Origin of the sequence: Sphingobacterium sp. WOUb80, assembly GCF_050058145.1 — a bacterium.
In the GTDB taxonomy this organism is placed as follows: domain Bacteria; phylum Bacteroidota; class Bacteroidia; order Sphingobacteriales; family Sphingobacteriaceae; genus Sphingobacterium.
The window spans coordinates 4,373,448-4,395,954 of the sequence record NZ_CP165617.1; the positions used below are offsets into that span (position 1 = coordinate 4,373,448).

At 41.4% G+C, this 22,507-nt stretch carries 15 protein-coding genes; 2 read left to right on the forward strand and 13 right to left on the reverse strand.

The window, feature by feature from the left end; genetic code table 11:
* Positions 1-23: 23 nt before the first annotated feature.
* The 4 genes from AB1Z56_RS18255 to AB1Z56_RS18270 form a co-directional block, all read right to left on the reverse strand.
* Positions 24-2,132, reverse strand: coding sequence for a bifunctional aldolase/short-chain dehydrogenase (locus tag AB1Z56_RS18255; RefSeq protein ID WP_426789840.1), 2,109 nt, complete (start codon positions 2,130-2,132; stop codon positions 24-26).
* Positions 2,133-2,154: 22 nt separating this feature from the next.
* Positions 2,155-3,231 carry an L-rhamnose/proton symporter RhaT gene (gene rhaT / locus AB1Z56_RS18260; protein ID WP_309365770.1) on the reverse strand — a complete coding sequence of 359 codons (1,077 nt, stop codon included), beginning with the start codon at positions 3,229-3,231 and terminating at the stop codon, positions 2,155-2,157.
* A 509-nt stretch (positions 3,232-3,740) separates the two neighbouring features.
* Positions 3,741-4,742: a family 43 glycosylhydrolase gene (locus AB1Z56_RS18265; protein WP_309365769.1), complete on the reverse strand. Its 1,002-nt coding sequence runs from the start codon at positions 4,740-4,742 to the stop codon at positions 3,741-3,743.
* Positions 4,743-4,844: 102 nt separating this feature from the next.
* Positions 4,845-5,882, reverse strand: coding sequence for a glycosyl hydrolase (locus AB1Z56_RS18270; protein WP_309365768.1), 1,038 nt, complete (start codon positions 5,880-5,882; stop codon positions 4,845-4,847).
* 424 nt (positions 5,883-6,306) lie between these two features.
* Here AB1Z56_RS18270 and AB1Z56_RS18275 point away from each other — a divergent pair, with 424 nt between their 5' ends.
* Both AB1Z56_RS18275 and AB1Z56_RS18280 read left to right on the forward strand, forming a co-directional pair.
* Positions 6,307-6,927, forward strand: a complete 621-nt coding sequence (locus tag AB1Z56_RS18275) for an exonuclease domain-containing protein (protein WP_426789841.1) — start codon at positions 6,307-6,309, stop codon at positions 6,925-6,927.
* Positions 6,928-6,937: 10 nt separating this feature from the next.
* The gene (locus AB1Z56_RS18280) at positions 6,938-8,851 is read left to right on the forward strand and encodes a DUF294 nucleotidyltransferase-like domain-containing protein (protein WP_309365766.1); all 1,914 of its coding nucleotides are present in this window, start codon (positions 6,938-6,940) and stop codon (positions 8,849-8,851) included.
* Between the two features lie 9 nt (positions 8,852-8,860).
* Here AB1Z56_RS18280 and AB1Z56_RS18285 read toward each other — a convergent pair whose 3' ends face one another.
* The 9 genes from AB1Z56_RS18285 to AB1Z56_RS18325 all read right to left on the reverse strand — a co-directional run bounded on the left by AB1Z56_RS18285 (position 8,861) and on the right by AB1Z56_RS18325 (position 22,389).
* Positions 8,861-10,780 carry a family 43 glycosylhydrolase gene (locus AB1Z56_RS18285; RefSeq protein WP_309365765.1) on the reverse strand — a complete coding sequence of 640 codons (1,920 nt, stop codon included), beginning with the start codon at positions 10,778-10,780 and terminating at the stop codon, positions 8,861-8,863.
* A gap of 32 nt (positions 10,781-10,812) precedes the next feature.
* Positions 10,813-11,832, reverse strand: coding sequence for a glycoside hydrolase family 43 protein (locus tag AB1Z56_RS18290; RefSeq protein WP_426789842.1), 1,020 nt, complete (start codon positions 11,830-11,832; stop codon positions 10,813-10,815).
* Between the two features lie 34 nt (positions 11,833-11,866).
* Positions 11,867-13,828 carry an alpha-L-arabinofuranosidase C-terminal domain-containing protein gene (locus tag AB1Z56_RS18295; protein ID WP_309365763.1) on the reverse strand — a complete coding sequence of 654 codons (1,962 nt, stop codon included), beginning with the start codon at positions 13,826-13,828 and terminating at the stop codon, positions 11,867-11,869.
* 50 nt (positions 13,829-13,878) lie between these two features.
* Positions 13,879-15,423 carry an alpha-N-arabinofuranosidase gene (locus AB1Z56_RS18300; RefSeq protein WP_426789843.1) on the reverse strand — a complete coding sequence of 515 codons (1,545 nt, stop codon included), beginning with the start codon at positions 15,421-15,423 and terminating at the stop codon, positions 13,879-13,881.
* 10 nt (positions 15,424-15,433) lie between these two features.
* Positions 15,434-16,582, reverse strand: a complete 1,149-nt coding sequence (locus tag AB1Z56_RS18305) for an aldose epimerase family protein (protein ID WP_309365761.1) — start codon at positions 16,580-16,582, stop codon at positions 15,434-15,436.
* 95 nt (positions 16,583-16,677) lie between these two features.
* Positions 16,678-18,378 (reverse strand): sodium:solute symporter family transporter, encoded by a 1,701-nt coding sequence (locus tag AB1Z56_RS18310; RefSeq protein WP_309365760.1) that lies wholly within the window; start codon positions 18,376-18,378, stop codon positions 16,678-16,680.
* A 68-nt stretch (positions 18,379-18,446) separates the two neighbouring features.
* A complete protein-coding gene (gene araA, locus AB1Z56_RS18315) occupies positions 18,447-19,949 on the reverse strand; it encodes an L-arabinose isomerase (protein WP_309365759.1) in 1,503 nt (500 codons plus the stop codon).
* A gap of 41 nt (positions 19,950-19,990) precedes the next feature.
* Complete coding sequence (locus AB1Z56_RS18320) at positions 19,991-20,683, reverse strand: L-ribulose-5-phosphate 4-epimerase (protein WP_309365758.1); 693 nt, start codon at positions 20,681-20,683, stop codon at positions 19,991-19,993.
* 17 nt (positions 20,684-20,700) lie between these two features.
* Positions 20,701-22,389, reverse strand: coding sequence for a ribulokinase (locus tag AB1Z56_RS18325; protein ID WP_309365757.1), 1,689 nt, complete (start codon positions 22,387-22,389; stop codon positions 20,701-20,703).
* Between the last annotated feature and the right edge of the window lie 118 nt (positions 22,390-22,507).

Consider the following 22,507-nt stretch of genomic DNA (forward strand, 5'->3'; position numbering starts at 1 on the left):
ACGCGACACCTAAGATATAAAAATTAGCGTACAAACGCCATTGCAACACCTCCGTCAACGTTTAACACGTTCCCTGTAGATTTGCTCAGTAGCCCACCAACAAAAGCAAAACATGCATTTGCGATGTCTTCTGGAAGAATAATCTGATTCAATAGCGTGCGTTTTGCATAGTAAGCGGGTAATTCAGCGACAGTGATGCCATAGGCTTTCGCTCGACCTTCAGCCCATCCTCCGGCCCAGATATTACTGTCTGAAATAACCGCATCTGGATTGACAACATTTACACGCACTCCTGCAGGGCCTAATTCTGCTGCACATAAACGGCTCAAATGCAACTGGGCACCTTTTGCACTTCCGTACCCTGTATTGTTGGGACCGCTAACCAAAGCATTTTTGCTGACAATATTTATGATATCGCCACCGATTGCCTGCCCTTTTAATATTGAAGTCGCTCCCTGAGTAACCAAGAACTGCCCCTTTACCAATACATCGTACAATAAATCCCAATCTTTCTCCGTGTGGTCTTCGATTGTTTTTGAAATCGATAGTCCAGCATTATTCACGACGATATCAATGCCGCCGAATGCTAGCGCAGCATCTTTCAAAGCGCCTTTGATAGAATCCGCATTGGTTACATCAAGGGTTGTGGAGATAACTGAATCTTTTCCAAATTCGGTCACAAATTCGGCCTTACTCGACTCTAAACGCTCTGTATTGATATCGTTGAGGACGACAACCGCCCCTTCTTGAGCCATTTTCTTTGCAATCGCTTTTCCAATACCGCCACCACTACCAGTGACTAATGCTATTTTTCCAGAAAGTGCCTTGGGTTTTGGCATACGCTGCAATTTTGCTTCCTCCAGCAACCAATATTCAATATCAAATGCCTCTTGACGAGGTAATGCGGTATATTCGCTTACAGCCTCAGCACCTTTCATGACATTAATTGCATTGATATAGAATTCCGCAGCCACCCGTGCCGTTTGCTTATCCTTCGCAAATGAAAACATCCCTACTCCAGGATAGAGCACGATAACAGGGTTTTTATCTCGGATAGCCGGACTATTATCGTGTTTGCAGTTTTCATAATACTGTGCATACATGTCGCGATAATCTTCAAACAAAGGCGTCAGTTTTATTTTGAGCTCTTCAACGTTATCTAAATTATCAGACTTGTCAAGATTCAATACCAATGGCTGGATTTTAGTTCTCAAAAAGTGGTCGGGGCAACTCGTACCCAATGGAGCCAAACGCGCTAAGTCATGCGAATTAATAAATTCCAATACACGATCATCATCTGTAAAATGTCCGATCATGTGGCGCTCACTCGAACAAAAACCTCGTAAGATCGGCGCTAGTTTGGCAGCTTGTTCAATACGTCCACTTTTATCCAAACTAGTCACTTTTTGTCCACCAAAGACAGGTGCTTTCTTACCATAATTCTGCTCAAGATATGCTGCACAGGCTTCAATGACATCCAACGAATTAACATAACATTCGTGAGCGGTATCTCCCCATGTAAAAAGACCATGCGAACCAAGCATAATTCCCCGAATTCCTGGATTTTCTTCCAAACAAGCTCTCAACTGCAAGCCTAAATCAAAGCCTGGACGTTGCCAGTCCACCCAACCGATGGATCCATTGAAAAGCTCTTGTGTGATTGTCTTTCCATCTTTAGCCGCGGCAATTGCAATCGCCGCATCAGGGTGTAAATGGTCAATATGTTTGAATGGCAAGAATCCATGCAATGGTGTATCAATAGATGGGGCTTTAGACGCTAGATCATAGATACAGTGATTAAATAATTCAACCATTTCATCTTCATGCTCTAATCCACGATAGACATTTTCCAAATTACGTAAACGTTGGAGATACAAAGCTGCCAAACCTGACTTTTTCAAAGTTCCGATATCACCTCCGGAGCCTTTAATCCACATCACCTCCACTTCTTCGCCTGTCAAAGGATCTTTTTCAGAAACTTTGCACGAGGTATTTCCCCCGCCATAATTTGTGATCCTTAAATCTGCGCCTAAAATATTCGAACGATATAACAGTAAAGCTACTTCATCACCGCTTAGTGCCTGAGCTTTCTCATCGTTCCATAAGTAATTGACATGTTTGTACGTTTTCACTTCTTCTATATTTATTTAAATATTAATTTTCTAATGTCTTCGCAAACCCTACAATGCAAATAGAGATAATAATGGTTATAATCCCTCCGATTATAGAACGATAAGTTGCACGATCCACACCTTTCCATTCCTTGAGTGCAACACCCCAAGCATTTGAAATAAGAATGATAAATGCCATATGCAGTATCCATGAACTAGCCCCATTTCCTAAACGGCTTTCGCCCATTCCATAAAAGAAAAACTGCAGATACCAAGTTGTTCCCGCTATCGCACATAAAAGGAAGTTTTTGCCCTTTGGCACATCGGACTTCGTATAATCTCCAAAAGTCCTATTCTTAAACAGCAAGTAAAGGCACCAAAGAAAGTTCGTCACAAAGCCACCCCAAAGGATTACAATATAAGTGACGTTATTTTGATAAAGGAATTCCCCTTGAGCTGGATTAGCAGCTTTCCATAACGTGTTGGCCACATCGGCCATCGGTTTTCCAGCCTCAATGCCAAAATTGAAACAAGCACTTAATATCCCCGATATAATAGCCACAACGATACCCAATCCAAAATTGTAATCGGACTTGCTTTCAGCTGATAATGCCGACAAATGTTTCTCCTTTGAAACACCCGCCTTCCCACATAAAAACACGCCAAGTACACACACCAAAAGTCCAATGAGAATACAAATACCGGAATGTGTCGTAAAAAAATAGTCTATACCATGCTTACCTGCAGTCTTATTAAAAAAATAATAAATACTTGGCATCAACGACCCAAAAACCATACTGAGCCCCAAAATGATACTACTTCCCAAAGATACTCCGAGGTAACGTACGCCAAGTCCATAGGTCAGTCCCCCAATACCCCAGAGTAATCCAAATAAAAAAGTATACCCTAAAATGGAGCTATTTGTATCTTTGATAATTTCCACAAAATTTGGAATCGTCATCATTGCCGCTATCGGCGGAACGATAATCCATGAAAAAAGTCCTCCTAATATCCACATGGATTCCCAGGACCAGCCTTTCACCTTCTTATACGGCACATAAAAACTTCCAGACGCAAAACCGCCTATAAAATGAAATATAACTCCGAAAACAGCATTCATTATGTATCTTTTTAGGTATTACAAAAACTAAATTAATCGATTTAATGAGAGCAACTGTTATGCACTGTTATGCCACATCAGTACAACAGTTACCCTATAGCAAGATAATTTATTTTGACCGTATCCGCAGCCTGCAGTAAATTTTGATTACTTTTAGTTACTTATTATAAATACTTCCTTGAAAAAATATTTGTTATTCATAGATACCGAAATGTCCGGGTTGCCGAAAAGATGGGATAAAAAGTACACAGACAGCGACAACTGCCCACATGACTCCCTCCTTTTTTAATGAAGCACGGCGAAAAGAAAAAAGAGGTGCTGCATAAACTCAGTCATGACATCAAAAAATATAAACCGCAAATCATTGGGTATTTTCTTTCAGTTAACCTGCAGGTACAGCCAATATCAAGCTAACTCCAGATAAGTAATTGTCTAGTTCGGTCGAATCTATAAGAGTTTGGATTTAGAATCAGATACATCATATATTAAAAAAGGTTTAATATAAGTTGTCATTTTGGTTCCTCCTTTATCAAACTGGGCAAAGTCTCTTTCCATCGTAACCGACGGTTAGACAAATACCAAGATTGTCCATCACCAGTACAATTTCCTTGAAAGAAAAGATAATATTGACCATCTACTGCCCGAAAAATATCTGGGTGTCCAGATTCGCTCACATTCCAATCCCCTATCTTACCACTGGCTAAAAAAGGTGTTTGCTGCACTCGATTCCAATGGATACCATCCCGACTACTAGCCAATCCAATTTGCTGCGGCTCATTGTTATAACTACCTGCATAAAACATATAGAGTACGCCCTGATGTTCAATTACTGATGCCGCTTCAATACATTTTCCCTCCCAAGGCAATATAGGTTTGAGAATAGAACTGTCTGAAGCTTGCTTCCAATCTTTACGACTAAAATCGGTGCCGATAGGTGCTGTAGCCACTCCTTGTAACTGCACTTCTCCTGTAGGATCGCGAGTAGCGAAATAGAGAAAATAATGCTCTTTATAGAGCTGCACTTCAGCATCAATCGCCCGTCCATTCGTCCAATCCCCATGAGGTCTGAAAATAGGATTGCTCCTATTACGAACAAAATGGATACCGTCTATAGAATAAGCGTGGCAGATAGCATCTCTGGCCCCATTGCCATAAGTCTGATAAAAAAGGTGTACAGTATCGCCTCTTACCAGTGCTCCTGGAGCACATAAACCCTGACGCTCATAAGGTGCTTCGCTATTCAGCTCACCGACCTTATGCCAGTCTTTTAAGTTTGTGCTCTGCGCGATCCCAATGTGCCAACCGGCCCTATCTTTACCAGGAATAGAGTAATACATCCAATATGTGGCTTTAAAATGGATTATCTTAGGATCCTTGGCGATCGGCTTACCCGAAGAGGTGTCAGTAAAATACATGGCAGGCTTTTCCTGTGCGTATGCAGGAAGAGCCTGCAAAGCTCCCATAATTACCAATGCAATCCATAGACTGCTTAGAGATACTAAGTGATACATTTTATAGCTTTTTGTCTTCATATTTAACATCTTGTAACGGATAAACCACGAGCAAACTGACTTTTGACCAATAAAAAGGTCACATTAGCCTTCTGCTGAATTCTAATCAGCCATAAGAAAATCAAAGTCTTCGTTACGCTTACATTTTAGTGTTCCATCTTTGTAAACCAATTCTGCAACCTGGATGGATGAACGTCTTTCCTGATAAGGATATACTCCCGCGGCATTCAATGTGGCATCAACGTGTGTTTTCCGGCCCGGATGCGTAAAATAAAACACATAAGCCTTACCTCCCGTAACTACCGCATCACCATGTGCACCTGTCGGACTGTCGTCGGGACGTATACCTATATCATCCAAAATCATCCCTTGTTTCTCCCAATGGGTTAGATCCTTCGATCTATACACGCGCATACCATGCCATTCGTCAGTCAACATCCAGTAAAATCCGGCAAATTCAAATACATTAGGGCCTTCATGCGCCTCTCCTTTAATTACGGGTTCAGGATGTGCTTTCCAAGTTACCAAATCCTTACTATCGGTCATCATCGTCAGGCTCTGCGGCCCTTTAAAGAACATGCGCCAATTACCATCTCGCATTTTAATGAGCGAACCATCAATCACATTCTGCACTCCTACGTCCGAAAAATCATGAAATTTCCAATTCCATAAATCTTTACTGGTATAATGCGCTAACTTTGCCTCCCCACCCCATTGACTTCTTACCCCTTGGATATAGGAGACGAAAAGATGAAATTCGCCGCGATCAAATACAATATCAGGTGCCCAAAAAGTATTCTGTCCATGTTCAAACTCAAGATCGAGGGTACCTCGATATATCCATGATTTACCATGATCGTTGGACGAAGCTATAGCAATACTATTTCCATAACAGAATGCCACTTCTGGAAGTTCCAAATTCGCCCTACGTTGAGTATACAGCATCCACCATTCTTTGTCAATCGGATTATAAAACATTGCTGGATCTGCCGCTCCATCGGTAATAGGATCGCGAAATAAGGGGGCAGGTGCTTTATGAATTTTTTCCTTCTCCTGAGCTTGTGCAAAAAATACCATAACGAGAAAAAACAATAGCATAACACTGCTCTTTACTTGGTTCTGGCTTTGGTCGTCTTTCATTATGCTTTATTTTTGGTTAATCGTAATTCCAAGTTACTGATTCCCATTAGATGTAAAATCATAAAATCGTTTCAATTTTTATTCATATTGTCTCAAAAACATTTTATCGTTATTTTCTTTTCTTTGATTACTTAACTATCCCACACACAAATGGGATAGTTGTTATTCCAGGTCGACAGAAATTAATACCGAATGTATTCTCAAAAGAGTAAGATGCTCAGTGATCGCTTCGGCAAATATCATACGAGGCAGCATGCTAGTAGGGCATTATCACGATCGATATTTTTCTTAAAACTTCCAATATTCTTCCGTAACTTGCTAGTAAATTTTTCATTCTAAATCGTCTTATAACCACAACATCGCTATGGCTGCTTATCCTGCAGTAAATTTTGATTACTTTTAACTACTTATTATAAATACTTCCTTGAAAAAATATTTGTTATTCATAGATACCGAAACATCCGGACTGCCGAAAAAATGGAATAAAAAGTACACCGACAGCGACAACTGGCCGCATGTATTGCAATTAGCTTGGATTATTTTTGACGAAGAACAAAATGAAGTTAAACGTACGAGTAAATATATTTATGAACCGCTAATACCGATCAGTCCTGCCTCAGAGCAAATACACGGATTGACTCCACCTTTTTTAATGAAGCACGGCGAAAAGAAAAAAGAGGTACTGCGTAAACTCAGTCATGACATCAAAAAATATAAACCGCAAATCGTCGGACATTTTCTTTCGTTTGACATGCAAGTATTATCGGCTGAATTCTATCGTTCCAATCTCCCGCTACCATTTGGCGACTTAAAGTACTTTTGCACTTTGCTGCATAGCAAAAGGTATGTTAGAAACCCACATATGGTCCATCTTCCGCTTTCATTATTACATGAATCACTTTTCCTGGCTCTGCCCGAAAATATACACAATGCCGAGAAAGATGCTGAGATCACAGCGAAATGCTATTTTGAAATGATCCAACGAAAAGATCTGTCCGATCAAGAGATCCTAAACCAACAAACCGAGTTCAATAATCTATTTTAATGCCGTATTCATGAAAAAAAACGAATCCCTCCTATCCTTGCTGAAATCAACCCAACCATTTCAGGCATTGCCCGAAACCCTTCAGCAAAGTATCGTCGATATACTTTATGAACATCGTTTCTCCAAAGACACCCTGGTCTATCGACAGAATATTACCGATATGGATGGAGTAGACTTAATCTTCGAAGGAGAATACGAAACATTTTTCTTAGATGCTTCAGATAATAAACGATTAGTAGAAATCCATCATATGCCTTATTGTTTTGGCGGTATTTCGGTCTTATTGAATCGGACAAAAGCGTTAAAATCTGTCATCGCCAAGAAAGGTACAATCATCTATCGATTACCAAGGAAAAATTTTATTGAGCTTTGTAATGCTAACGAAGAGTTCTTTCATTTCTTCACCAATTCTTTTGGAAAAAGGATGTTAGATGAGGAGTTTTCACACTTTGTCAAATCCCCAGCGTCTTTTGAGGAGAGCTACTTTGCTGCGGATCAATTGTATTCACGAAAGATAGAACATATCACCTACAAAGATATTGTTGCCTGTGCCGCTGAAACCCCCATTTTTGAGGTTGCGAAGACGATGGCCAAGCAAAAGGTAAGTTGTGTCTTTATCAAAGACGAAAATGGCATTATCGGCTATGCTACAGATATGACCTTGCGGGATAATGTCCTTGCTCTACAGATAGCTGCTGACCGTCCGATTAGCGAAGCAATGGACAATCCCATTGTCAGTATTCCCGATCAAGCTTATCTCTATGAAGCTGTGCTAAAAATGTTCCGGACAAAATCAAGATACCTTCTCGTTGAAAAAGGAGGGAATTACGTTGGATTCCTAAGTCGAAATAGATTATTGAGTGAGCAAGGACAATCTCCACTCGTATTTATTCAATCGGTCAAACTAGCAGAAACTTTAGACGAATTGCGTGAAAAGTGGAACAACGTTCCAGAAATTATCCATCAATTGCTCGGAAGGGGAGTAAATGCTGAAATTGCCAATCAAGTGATTACAACTGTAGCGGACAGTATTGCATTAAAAGTAATCGAAAAAGTAATCGAAGAGATCGGCGAACCGCCGGCAAAATTTGTCTTCATGGTGACTGGTAGTGAAGGGAGAAAAGAACAAACTTTGATGACAGATCAGGATAATGCGATTATTTATGAAGATAAAGCCAATGAACAGCGTGAGCTCGTCCGCGATTATTTCCTGGACTTTGCAAGTCGTGTATCTGATCATTTAAATACAATAGGTTTCAGCTATTGTACAGGAGGATATATGGCTAGCAATCCTGAATGGACACATTCACTTTCACATTGGAAAAACAACTACAAAAAATGGATCGAAGAAAGTATTCCCGAGAATGCAATTAAGTTTTCAACATTCTTTGACTGTCGCCGACTGTATGGTGACCAACACATTATAGACCAGCTTAAAGAGTTTCTCAATATCGAATTACAAAAACCCAACGAGCGCTTTTTTACATTTATCGCAAAAAATGCCCTACAGTATGAACCTCCGCTAACATTTTTTAAGGCGATAAAAACGCAAACTATCGGATCTTCCGAAGTCTTCAACATAAAAAAAGCAATGACACCTATTGTTGATTTGGTTCGTGTATATGCCCTGAAAAACCGAATTTATGAGGAAAATACCGGTGGAAGACTCAAACAGCTACTCGAATTGGGGATTTTCAGGCAGGAACAATATGAAGAATTGCATCAATCTTACTACTACCTGATGTCGATTCGCCTGAAAAATCAAGCGAATCAGATTCGGATAGCCAAACTAAGCCCAAACAATTATGTACCGATGGACAGTCTGACAAATATTGAAAAGGCAACCATTAAAGAAATATTTAAAACGATCAATAACTTCCAGCTGGGGATTAAATTAAAATTCACCAGTAACCTCTTTGGGTAATAGGCCATTTTAATGGCTCGGTACGACTGGAAGAATCTTCCCACCCAGGCCAAACTGCAATTTGTCCATACACACTTCTCTGTTATACCCAGCAGCGTCTCCCATCGTAATTCCCTTAGGATAGCTAAATCGATGATAAACAATGTACCATTCGTCTTTTCCTGGTAGCTGTAAGACCGAATTATGTCCCGTGCCATAAATTCCAAGAGCAACATCTTTCTGCAAAATAAGGTTATCTTCGGGGATTTGAATTGGTCCCATAGGAGAGGTTGAAGTACCATAACGAACTCGATAATTTTCGCTGCGCGTATCATTTTCCGACCATAGGAAATAATAAATCCCTTTCCGGAAGAAGACATAGGTTCCTTCACGAAATGTTCGATCAGGTGTCAATAATTTGATCGTATTTTCCTTGATTGTGACCATATCCTTATTGAGTTCGGCTACAGCAAGATGACCATTTCCCCAATAAAGATAACTTTTACCGGTTTTGGGATCAGTGAAAATAGCCGGATCGATCTCTTGCCCCCCCTTTACACCATTTGGTTTGAAATCTATCAACGGTTTCCCGGAATCCTTAAAAGGTCCCGTTGGCGAGTCCGCTACCGCAACACCGATTTTCTGAGCTGCTGTAAAATAATAATAATATTTATACCCACCCTTGACTTTCTTTTCTGCAATGGTAGGCGCCCAAGCATGGTGGTTGCCCCACGATACATCTCTTTTTAAATCTAATATTACCCCCTCATCTTTCCATTCTTTCAGATCAGTGGAAGAAAAAGTTTTGAAGTAATATCCACCCCAGCCATCAAAGCCATCACTCGTCGGATAGATATAGTATCTTTTTGTCTTATTAGAATACAACACATCTGGATCTGCATAAAATCCTTCCAATATGGGGTTCTTTACATGATTCAAGGTGATTCCAGCTGGTTTTCCCCAATGCTTTACCAATCTGTTCAATTCATTTCTCGAAAGCGGTAAAATGGTACCATGTCTAGGATGAAAATCCATATCAATCTGTTGATCTATCGCTTTAAAATGATCTAAATCCTGAGATTCACAAAACTGGTATTTTCCCTTTTTATAAACATCATACATCAAGATATAGGTGTCGGATTGATTGCGTTTAAAAATCCCGGATCCTTCCACATCATCTGCGGTCGCCTGTTTGTAACCAGGTTGTTCAACCCATTTCCCTGAAGTCAATGAGTCTGTGATCGCCTGTTTTATCCCTTTCCCATTCCCCTCTGTTTTATAAAACAAATGGAACAAACCATTTTTAACAATAATATCCCCATCTATACAAGATTGACCGTTTTTAGGCAAGAACAATACCTTAGGTTCTCCCTCCAGATCTGTAAAATCACGATTTGCATAAGCATAATAAATCACATCGGGTTGATCTCCGTATTTCATGGACCAGTAAACCATATATTTACCTGCGCCAGGATCAAATATAGTCTGCGGTGCCCAAACCCTTTTTAAGTCCTTCTGTCCTTGATAGCGTTGTTGAATATTAATCACATGATGATCCCAGTGGATCAAATCCGTAGACTTTAACAAAACCATAGCCCGGTTAGAATCCCATCCTTTGGATGAAGTCATATCCGTTAACACCATATAAAATGATTTTCCGTCTTCAGCCCTTAAAATATGAGGATCCCTTACCCCACCAGTACTGCTGATGATTTTAGAATCCAATATGGGCTGATTGTTGTTCAGCGCCCTGAATGTATAACCGTCGGTACTAATCGCAAAACACACGGCTTCATCCGCAACTGCATTGCCTTTAAAATAGGTAAATAGATAACCTGCGAAATCTTTTTCCGAGGGGCCAGATTTATATTCCTGCGCCGATACAGGGCGCAACGAAGCTATCATTACACCAATAGCCCCTATGATGGATATTAACTTTATTCTATTCATAACAAGGTTACTTCATTTATAAATGCCCAGCATTATTTCTTTTGTATCGACAAATCAAACTGCCAATGTTTGGCTAATCGTTCCAACTCTTTCTTTGTTATTGGAATGACCGCCCCATGCTTAGGCGAACTGAAATTAGTAGATTTCATTTTACCCACATTGAAATGCCCCAGATCAACAAAATTTTTAAAATCTGTTGTTTCACTGAAGCCAAAATTATGTGGTGATATCCCATAGATATCATACATTAACACCCATTTTTCTTCCCCTATCCTTTTCCAGACATTTGGAGCCTCGCAGGCCTTTGGCTCCGGATCATAAAACCGCTCATCATACTGATAGGGTCCATTTGGGTGGTCTGAAACAGCCTGTTTAATACCTGGAACTCCGTCATGAGCAACATAAAAAAGATGATATTTGTTGCCTACCCGGGTAATGTCCCCATCGATATAATTCTTATTTGCTTTGGGATATTGAAACAAAAGCTGTGGTTCCGATTCAAATGTTGTAAACTCCTTATTTAAGTAAGCATAATAGAGTTGATTCAGTCCATTGCCAAACCGCATCGTAAAATAAATCATCATTTTACCATTCCGATCATCATAGATGAGTTCCGGCGCCCAAAAGGAGCCCACATTTTCCCAGCCTTTAAAGGCTTTCTCCAAGTATAGCTCCGTATGAGTCCACTGAATTAAATCAGCCGATTTCATTAAGACAATACCCCGATTGTTGCCCCAGCCAAATGCGACTCCGTCGCGCTCCCATTCCGTATTTCTATACCCTTGCTTTTGTCCGTAGATATGTAAATCCGTCATGACCATATAAAAATAACCATCCTTTCCGCGCATGATATAGGGATCTCGAATACCTTTCTGCTGTGCAATACTATCACCAGCAATAATTGGTCTACCCTTATTGATATCTGTGAACGAATAGCCATCCTGACTGACTGCAACATATAGACCATGGCTTTCATCCTTAAAATAAACCATTAAGTAAGCGGTCAGATCCGATTCCTTTACCTGTGCAAACAAATTATTCGTAAATAGCATCAGAGTAATAAAAAAGAGCATGCAGATATTCATCTTATTTCGCAGACAATTTAATCAGCGTAAAGGAGTATGGCGCAAATGTTTGAACAAGCTTCTTACCGTTGTATACAACCGTACTGTCTTTTGGACGAATATTTAAAGGTTCTTCCAGACTATTGCTCACATCAAGGTCTGCATTGGCCAGCGTAATAATCTGTGCCGTAGCATTCAGTTTTTTCTTCGAATCCACATCAAGATTCACTTTCATCGGCTTACTATTGTAATTGATAACTTTCACAATGAGTTGCTGCGATGCCGTATCATATACTGCTGAAGCATATAGGCTATCTTTTCCTGCTACGGATTCACCATCCCGTTTGATCGGCACAATGCTTGTCCCTTTATTGGTCGCATATAATTTTTGTACTTGGTAGCTCGGTGTGCCATATACTTGCAAATTATCAACCCAAATTAAATCCGGTGACCATTGCCAGCCATCGACATGACCGAATAATGGTGCATAAGATGCCATCTCCACCACGTCGCCATTTCGTTCCAGCCCCGTCATGAAAGCTGCCTCAGAGAGGGCAGCCTCCCAAGTACTTTTCCCTGGACCGTTTGGTCGCGTTGTATGCGAAGCGTATTCCCCCGCGAAAATTTTCACCCCATTCCTAGCGTAATTATCATAACGATTGGCGCTAGATAGAAACCAGGATGGTGGGCGGTAATAATGTTCATCAATGATATTGATATTCATCGCCCGCAGCTTATCATTTAAGAAATCAAAGCGATCCCCCTCGGGATCAGTGCCCGAACTGGCGATAATTTTGATCTCTGGATGCTTTTCGTTCAGCGCTTTCTTGAAGACGGTCAACCTTTCGATATATTGCGGCCCCCAATTTTCATTTCCAACCCCCAGCATTTTGAGATGGAAAGGCTCGGGGTGTCCCATATCCGCCCGTAATTTCCCCCATTTTGTATCTGTTGGACCATTAGCAAACTCAATCAGATCCAGAGCGTCTTGAACATAGGGTTCAAGTTCATCCAATGGCACAAGTTCCGCCGTATTAAATTGACAGGCCATGCCGCAATTGAGAATGGGAACTGGAGATGCACCGATATCTTCTGCCAGCAAAAAGTATTCATAAAATCCTAAACCAAAGGTCTGAAAATAATCAGGTGTCAACCGCTGTTTAAATTCAGTATTCCATCGGTTAATAATTAACTCTCGTTCACTAATTGGTCCAACTGTTTTTTTCCATTGAAATCGATTGGCTAAATCTTTCCCCTCAACAATACAGCCTCCTGGAAAACGGATAAAGCCAGGTTTCATATCGGCAAGCATTTGGACCATGTCTTTACGCAAACCTTTCGGTCTACCTTTCCAGGTGTCTACTGGAAATAACGAAAGCATATCTACGTCTAAAGTACCCGTTCCTGTAAACCAAACATTTAACTTGGCTTTATCTGTAGTTTGGTTAACAGGAAATTTGACAGCAGCTTCGGACCATGATGCTACGGGGTCAAGCGGAAGTTCAGCTGCCCCAATAACCTTATTCTGTTGATCGATCAGCTCAACATGGATTTTCATGCCCTGGGTAGCACTTTGGTACTGTACAGAAAACTCGTATGCTGCACCCGCTTTCACTCCTATTCCTCTAAACCCTTCGTTTTGCAGGCCTAATTTCAGATTAGCTGCATTGTTTAGCCTTAAATAACGATTGTTCCCTTTACGCTTACTATCGTTTAGCAACAAATAAGTACCCTCGGGACCATTTTCCAACTTTTTCCAGCCCATCCAAGGCTGATCAAACTCAAATGATCTATTCTTTACCAATTCAGCATAGATTCCTCCGTCTGCGCCAAGATTGATGTCCTCAAAAAAGACTCCCCACATATGTGGCGATATGTTGCCTGTAGGTTTATCTAACTGTATATTTAATTTAATTGGTGACTGTGCCGCAGCTGAAAAGCCTAAACTCGCTAGCACTAGCATCAACGATACAACTTTCTTCATCTGTAATTATTTGTTCATTAATTTTGAATTATATAGGTATCCACACTTTCTTATGTTAATTCCAATACAATAACAGAAAATGCTGGAATTTCGACTTCAATTGTACCATGCACAAGCTTTGCATTATTGTACACAACCGGTGTAATTGTTGCGGGTTTCTCAAACGAATTGTAATCACGTAGATGCGCAGCAGTGAGTATTCTACCTGTTACTTTTCCAACCTTCACTGCACCTAAATCTACCTGTATCTTATTTTTCTTTTTTGGATCAATATTCACCAAGGAGATATGTGTACGCCCTTGTTTATCCTGTGAGGCAGAAACAGACACTGCAGGAATTTTCTCATTTTTAAACTCCAAATCAGTTGATTGAAGAGAGATCGGAATTAATTTCGCATCCTGATGCACCTTATACATTTCCATCACATGATAGGTTGGCGTTAAAATCATACTCTTACCCTTAGTCAAAATAACAGCCTGCAATACATTGACAGCTTGTGCTAGATTGGCCATCTTCACGCGACGGGCATGGTTATTAAAAATATTCAGTGTCATTCCAGCAATCATGGCATCACGCATGGTATTTTGTTGATAAAGAAAACCCGGATTCGTACCAGGCTCTACCTCATACCAACCTCCCCATTCATCTACAATCAGATCCACAAGCCCTTTGGGATCGTATTTGTCCATAATTGCAATATTCTTTTCCACCAGCTCATTCATAAACCAAGCTGATTTCATGGTTTTGAAATACTCCTCTTCCGAATAGGCCGTTGCAGAGCCCTTTTTATTCCAGTTGATCACGGCATAGTGGTGAAGTCCCATACCTTTCATCAAACCAGCCGGAATTTTCTTCATCAATGTCTCCGTCCAATTGTAATCCGCACTATTGGCTCCAGAAGCGATTCGATATAAGCCACTTCCATTGGTCCAATCCGACATAAACGTGGCGTATTTACGATAGATGTCTGTATAGTAATCGGCGGTCATGTTTCCGCCACAGCCCCAGGCTTCATTTCCTACGCCCCAGAATTTCACTTTCCAAGGCTCTTGCCGACCATTTTTACGTCTCCAGTCCGACATAGGGCTCTCGCCTCTAAAATTCACATATTGAACCCAATCGGCAAGTTCCTGCACCTCACCGCTCCCCACATTACCGGCCAGATAAGGTTCTGCACCCAGTAATTCACACATATTGAGAAAATCATGTGTACCAAAGGAATTATCTTCTGTCACACCTCCCCACCAGTTGTTTACGATAGCAGGGCGCTGGGTTTTGGGCCCAACCCCATCCTTCCAATGATACGTATCGGCAAAACATCCACCCGGCCAACGCAAATTGGGGATGTTCAAATTCTTAAGGGCTTCGATAACATCTTTCCGGACACCGTCAGCATGCGGAATCGAGTCATTTTTCTCCCCGACATAAAATCCATCATATATACAACGTCCCAAATGTTCGGCAAAATGCCCATAGATATGTCGACTTATAGTCTGCTCCTGCTGTGCTGTTTCCAATCTTACACGACTCTGTCCATACAGTAATCCAGTGGCCAGCGTAAAAACAACGCCTAATTTTAATCTTAGCTTCATCATATCGACTTTATTATTTCACACTAAATTGGTAGGTAGTTTTTGAGCTATATTTTTCGCCAGGTTTTAATACCGTTGATGCAAAATTGGGATGATTTGGCGCATCAGGGAAATGTTGCGTTTCCAAACAGAAGGCAGAACGGAAAGGATAAACTTTTCCCTCTTTCCCTTTAGGGTCCGAATCCTTCATAAAATTGCCACTGTAAAATTGCAGCCCGGGCTCCGTTGTAAATACCTCCATTTGGATACCCGTCTTTGCAGCATACACCCATGCTACTTTTTGAAAGCCATCCTTCTTGTTAAGTTCAAAATTATGGTCATAACCCTTTCCGATCTTCAATTGCGCATTTTCATCTTCTATACGGGCTCCAACAAGTGTTGGCTTTGTAAAATCGAATGCTGTACCCGCTACATGCAAGCTCTTTCCTGTTGGTATCAAGGTATTGTCCACTTCGGTAATTGCTTTTGCATCAATTTGAAGTTCATGATCCAAAATAGAAGAATCTCCGGCCCCATTGAGATTAAAATAAGCATGATTGGTCAGATTTAACACCGTCTCTTTATCCGTTGTTGCTTGATAATCAATAGCCAAACTACCATTATCTTCCAACGTGTATGTAACCTCCATCTTGACCGTTCCCGGATAACCCGCTTCTTTATCAGGTGAGGTATAGGCCAAAGTGATTGAAGTCGCCGTACTACTAACCACATCCCACACTTTATTATACACCCCGTTAGTGCCACCATGAAGTGAATTCGCACCATCATTCTTTTCCAGCGCATACACTTCACCATTCAATTTAAATGATGCTTTCCCAATTCGATTCCCATAACGCCCTACAATTGCGCCGTAAAAATTATTATAGTTATCCTTGTATTCTTTGGCCGAATCATATCCCAAAATCACATCAGTCGCTTTACCGTCCTTATCTGGAACTGTTAAACTCACCAGGCGTGCGCCATAATTTGTCAATGTAATAGCGAGTTTGTTATTCTTCAACTGGAATAGTTGAACTTCTTTACCATCAATCTGGCTATTGAAAGCTTGGCCGGAAGTAGAATCAGCTAAACTCGCTGCCTGTTTATTTTGAGTTGATGAAGACTGGCAGCCATAGGCTAATGAAGCACAAGTCAACAAACCAATAATAATTTTCTTATTCATCTGCAATTAAGTTTTGTTCCATCGGTCTGATGGAGGCTTCCTAATTTTCATTAGGAATGGTTCATAATCTTTTAATTATTCAAATGGCAACATTTCTACCAAAAACGTACATAGATAGCGGTCACCAACAATAAAGTCACAACAATTAATGCCAATACGGATGGTTCCACTTTAAACATCGATCGATCCAAGACAAATGCTTTTGGGTTGACTTTCGGTCCGAATAAACTGACGCCGATCATAGCGATCATCGTAAATACAAATGCTAATCCCATACATATCTGAAATGGAATCTCATAAACACCCGCTTTGTTAAGATACGCCGTATAGATCCATGTTTCTGGTCCGAAGACTTTTGTCGCAAACTCGTTAAAAAATACAGACAACACAAATCCCGTGACAAGGCCTGTAATGGCGGCTGCGCCCGTCGTCCTTTTCCAAAACATACCTAGCAAAAACATCGCAAAAACACCCGGACTGATAAAGCCTGTATATTTTTGAATAAAGGTAAAGCCACCAGCCCCACCAATTCCTAAGGCATCATTCCAGGTAAATAAAACAGAAAGTAGAATAGAGATCACAATTGTTATCTTTCCAACCCAGACCATTTTTGCTTCGCTCGCATCTTTGTTGATGTATTTTTTAAAGATATCCAATGTAAAAATCGTTGCGATACTATTTGCTTTTCCGGCCAATCCGGCCACAATTGCAGCTGTAAGTGCCGCCAAAGCAAGCCCTTTCATACCATTTGGCAGATAACCCAATATCGCCGAATATGCATTATCGGCATGAAACACCCCTCCAGGAGCCATTTCGTGTTGCAGCGCCCCATTTTTATAAAGCACATAAGCGGCTATCCCCGGAAGCATGACGATTATCGGCATAAATAATTTTAGAAATCCCGCAAACAGAATCCCTGTGCGTGCGGTCTTTAAATCAGCTCCCAAAGCGCGTTGTGTGATGTATTGATTACAACCCCAATAATTTAAATTGACAATCCAGATTCCGGCAAGATACATCCCTATTCCAGGCAGCATAAGATACTTATTGATATCTTCCTGACTGGCACCCGGTCCTGGTTTATCGACAAATAGGTTAAAATGCTCTGGAGAATCTTCCATCAGCTTATTGAATCCAGCCAAAGCATCCTGTCCCAAACCGAAGTGTTCGCTGACTAAAGTCAATGCCACATAGGTCGTCGCTATACCGCCGATAATTAATACAACAACCTGAATAACATCTGTAAAACCAATGACACGCATTCCGCCTAAGGTAATGATGACGGCAAAAACGGCTAAAGCAACTGTTATGGTATGAAAGCTATCTCCGCCACCAGCCATACTCGAAATGGCGATTGCCCCTAGATATAAAATCGATGTCAGGTTGACAAAAACATATAAAAACAACCAGAAAATTGCCATGATGAGACTCGTCGTTTCATTGTACCGGTTATTCAAAAACTGAGGCATCGTGAAAATCTTGTTTTTCAGATAGACCGGAATAAACCAAACCGCAACAATAATTAACGCTACCGCAGCAATGAGTTCGTAAGCGGCTACAGCAATACCGACCTCAAAACCATTACCGCTCATCCCAATAAACTGTTCGGCAGAAATATTCGATGCGATCAACGAAGAGCCAATGGCCCACCAGGTCAATGATCCTTCTGCCAAAAAGTAGTCTTTGCTGCTGCTTAAACTATTCGTTTTTTTACGATAAATCCAGTAGCCATAGCCGGCTACAATAAAGAAGTAAATTACGAAGATGATGTAATCTACCGTTGCAAATTTTTCCATATTTCCCAAATTGGTTATTATCAATAAGCCATTTAAACCCGAAGAGCAGGTATAAATGGCTTAGGTTATTATTTACTGAGTAAATAATAAAGTTCATTCCATTTCAATTGATCTTCGAGTTTCGCAACCGTAGTATCTTCGTCGATCAAAACATATTCCAGTCCGGCAATTCGTGCAAAATCTTCCAGATATTCTGGTGTTAAGCTCAAGCTGTAGGCGGTATGGTGTGCCCCTCCTGCCACAATCCAGGCACTGCAACCTGTTTTCATATCTGGTAGCGGTTTCCATAATACGCGCGCAACAGGAAGCTTGGGTAATTCCTCTTCGACAGCGATACCTTGCACTTTATTCACGATCAAACGAAAACGCGTCCCCATGTCAACCAAAGAGGCATTCAATGCATCTCCGCTCTGGCCATTGAAAACCAAACGGGCTGGATCTGCCTTGCCGCCAATTCCTAGCGGATGTACTTCTATGCGTGGTTTTCCATTTGCTAAAGCGGGGTCCACTTCCAACATGTGTGAGCCAAGTACCATAGGGTTCTGCGGATCAAAATGGTAGGTGTAGTCTTCCATAAATGCTGTCGTTCCCGCTAATCCGCCCCCCATTACTTTGCAAGCGCGCACCAAAGCCGGGGTCTTCCAATCCCCTTCACCGGCAAAACCATAACCTTCAGCCATTAAACGTTGTACTGCCAAACCAGGAAGTTGTACCATGCCATGCAGATCCTCAAAAGTATCTGTAAAACCTTTAAAGTTGCCTTGTTCCAAAAACTTCCGCAGACCAATTTCAATTTTAGCTGCTTCGATGAGGTTAGCACGATATTCACCGCCGGCTTTCACATTTTCAGCTAGCTCATAAGTCGCTTCGTACTCCGCTAATAAAATCTCGATTTCCGCTTCAGTACTTGCGTTGATCACCTCCACCAAATCACCAATGGCATAGGTATTTACAGCGAAACCAAATTGCGACTCTGCCTCCACTTTATCACCATCTGTAACAGCCACATAACGCATATTATCGCCGAACCGTGCGAACTTAGCTCCCTGCCAGTCATGCCAGCCTGCGGCTGCACGCGACCAAACATTGATCCGTTCCAATACTTCCGCATCTTGCCAATGCCCGGTAACGACTTTACGACCTATTTTTAAGCGGCTAACGATATGTCCAAATTCACGATCCCCATGCGCACTTTGATTGAGATTCATAAAATCCATATCGATGCTATTCCATGGGATATCCTGGTTATACTGCGTATGCAGGTGCAATAATGGCTTTTGCAAGGCTTTTAATCCCCTGATCCACATCTTTGCAGGTGAAAATGTATGCATCCAGGTAATGACCCCAATACAGTTTTTTTCACTATTGGCGGCTGCCAATGTTGCATAAATCTCGTCCGTATTTTTGACGATCGGTTTATATTTTACGGCCACAGGAATCGCCGCTTGCCCATGTAAATAATTGGCTATTTCCTCAGCGTGTAAGGCAACTTGGTGCAAGGTTTCTTCTCCATATAAGTCTTGGCTTCCCACCACAAACCAGACCTCAAGTTCTTTTAAATTGATATTCATTTTAAATTGTAGTTTTTGCTATAGTTTTTTATTGTTCAGAATTATTGACCATAATAGGCATTTGTCCCATGCTTCCGTTCATAATGTTTTTTGATCAGCGCAGGCTTTAATCGAGGTGCATTCGGATTGATCTGTTCCGTCAACCAGGCCATTTTAGCAACCTGTTCCAATACTGCACTGTTATAAACAGACTTTATTCCGGTTTTACCCCAAGCAAACGGCGCGTGGTTACCAACTAAGATCATTTCCACCTCTTTATGATCCAGCTTATTTTCAGCGAAATGATTGATAATCTGGAAGCCCGTTTCATATTCATAGTTTCCTGCAATCATCTCATCATTCATCGGTGGGGCACAAGGAATATCTACCGTCAGATGATCTGCATGAGTAGTTCCGAAAATCGGAATATCGCGTTGACTCTGTGCCCAAGCTGTCGCATAAGTAGAGTGCGTGTGGGTGATCCCTCCGATTTCCTTCCAATGTTTATACAATACGGCATGCGTTTTCGTGTCTGATGAGGGTCTAAGATGACCTTCAACCACATTTCCTTCAAAGTCAACAATCACCATATGTTCCGGTGAAAGCTCCTCGTAAGGGACACCACTCGGTTTTATGGCAAAAACTTCATGCTGACGATCGACAACACTGACATTTCCAAATGTAAAAAGCACAAGACCCAGCTGGGGCAATTGCATATTGCAATGGTAGGCTTCCTCTTTAATTGAATTATACATGGTTAAAATTTCGATGATTAAACGGTAATAGACAATAACTCTTTTCCTTCGACAAAAGCGCCCAGGGCCTTGTAACGTTCATAACGCTCGGCATAGAGAACTACCCATTTATCCTCTGGCACATAGGTTCGTTCAAAACCTTGCCCCATTGCTTCCATGGCATCCTCAACACGGTCATACAGCCCTGCTGCAGTCGCCGCGAACATGGCTGCACCAATAGCGCAAGTCTGTTCACTCTTATGGATACGAATAGGCATGTTCATCACATTGGCCATCATTTGCATAATAAAAGGTGATTTTTTTGCCACTCCCCCTAAGCCGATCAAACCTTTAACAGGAATACCCTGCTCTACAAATCGATCCACAATGGCCTTCGCTCCAAAGCATGTCGCTTCAACAATGGCACGGAAGATTCTGGGAGCATCTGTTCCAAGATGCAAACCCGTAACTGCACCTTTCAAAGATTGATCTGCATCCGGAGTTCGGCGGCCATTAAGCCAATCCAAGGCTAACTCTGAACTTGCTGTTACCGGCAGAAGTGCTGCCTGTTCACTTAAACTGGTCAGTAGCTTTTCTTCCAAAGCTGCTAGAAGTTGTTCTCCCATAGTCTCAGTGATTCCATCAACTCCTTGAACCAGATTTTTCGTTGGCCACAATAAAATTTGTTTCAACCAGGCATAAGCGTCTCCAAATGCGGACTGACCGGCCTCCATACCGATCATCCCCGGAATGATCGAACCATCCACTTGACCACAGATTCCTTTGACCAACGTATGCTGCACCTCTTCTTTAGGGGCCACCAACATATCACAAGTAGAAGTCCCCATTACCTTGCTCAGATAATACGGCTCTATTTGCCCCCCAACTGCTCCCATATGACAGTCAAATGCACCTATCCCAACAACCACCGATGTTGTAAGGCCCAACCGTTGCGCCCATTCCTCCGAAAGCTGGCCCGCGGGCTTATCTGAAGTATGGGTATCAGAAAACAAGCGATCCACAAAGCCATCCAGCAAAGGGTCAAGGGTAGAAAAAAATACGTTCGAAGGTAACCCACCGAATTCTTCAGCCCAAAGCGACTTATGCCCTGACGCACATACGCCACGTTTGATCGCGGAGGCATCTACACCACCTGTTAATAAAAAGGGAATATAATCGCAGTGTTCAACCCAACTGAATGTTGCATCCCTTACCTGCTCATCTACTCTAAAAACATGAAGCAATTTGGCCCAGAACCACTCTGAAGAATAGACACCACCCACATACTTCAGATAATCTACTGCACTATTTTGATTATGAAGATTAATCTCTTTAGCCTCTTGAACAGCAGTATGATCTTTCCATAAGACAAACATCGCATTGGGATTATCTTTAAACTCGTCAAGCAGAGCCAAGGGAACTCCTTGCGCATTGACGGCAACTGGAGTCGATCCCGTTGTATCAACGGAAATTGCTTTTACAGCAGCTCCGATATTATTCAACCCCGATTTAAGCAAACAATCCTTTATTGTCGCCTCCAATCCCTCGATGTAATCCAAAGGGTGTTGCCTGAACTGACTGGAAGCGGCATCACAATACTCACCTCTTTTCCAACGCGGATAATAAAATACTGAAGAAGCTATTTCCTCGCCATTGTTAGCATCGACCAATACCGAACGGACTGAATCACTTCCATAGTCCACGCCAATGACATACGATTTATTCATTTTTGCTGAATTTGGTTTATAACTTATAATTGTTTCTAACGCCTTATTTTTCAATACTCCTTTCGTAAAGTTAGCACTTTAAAAATAATTAGTGTCAAATAAACATTTAATTTTTTAA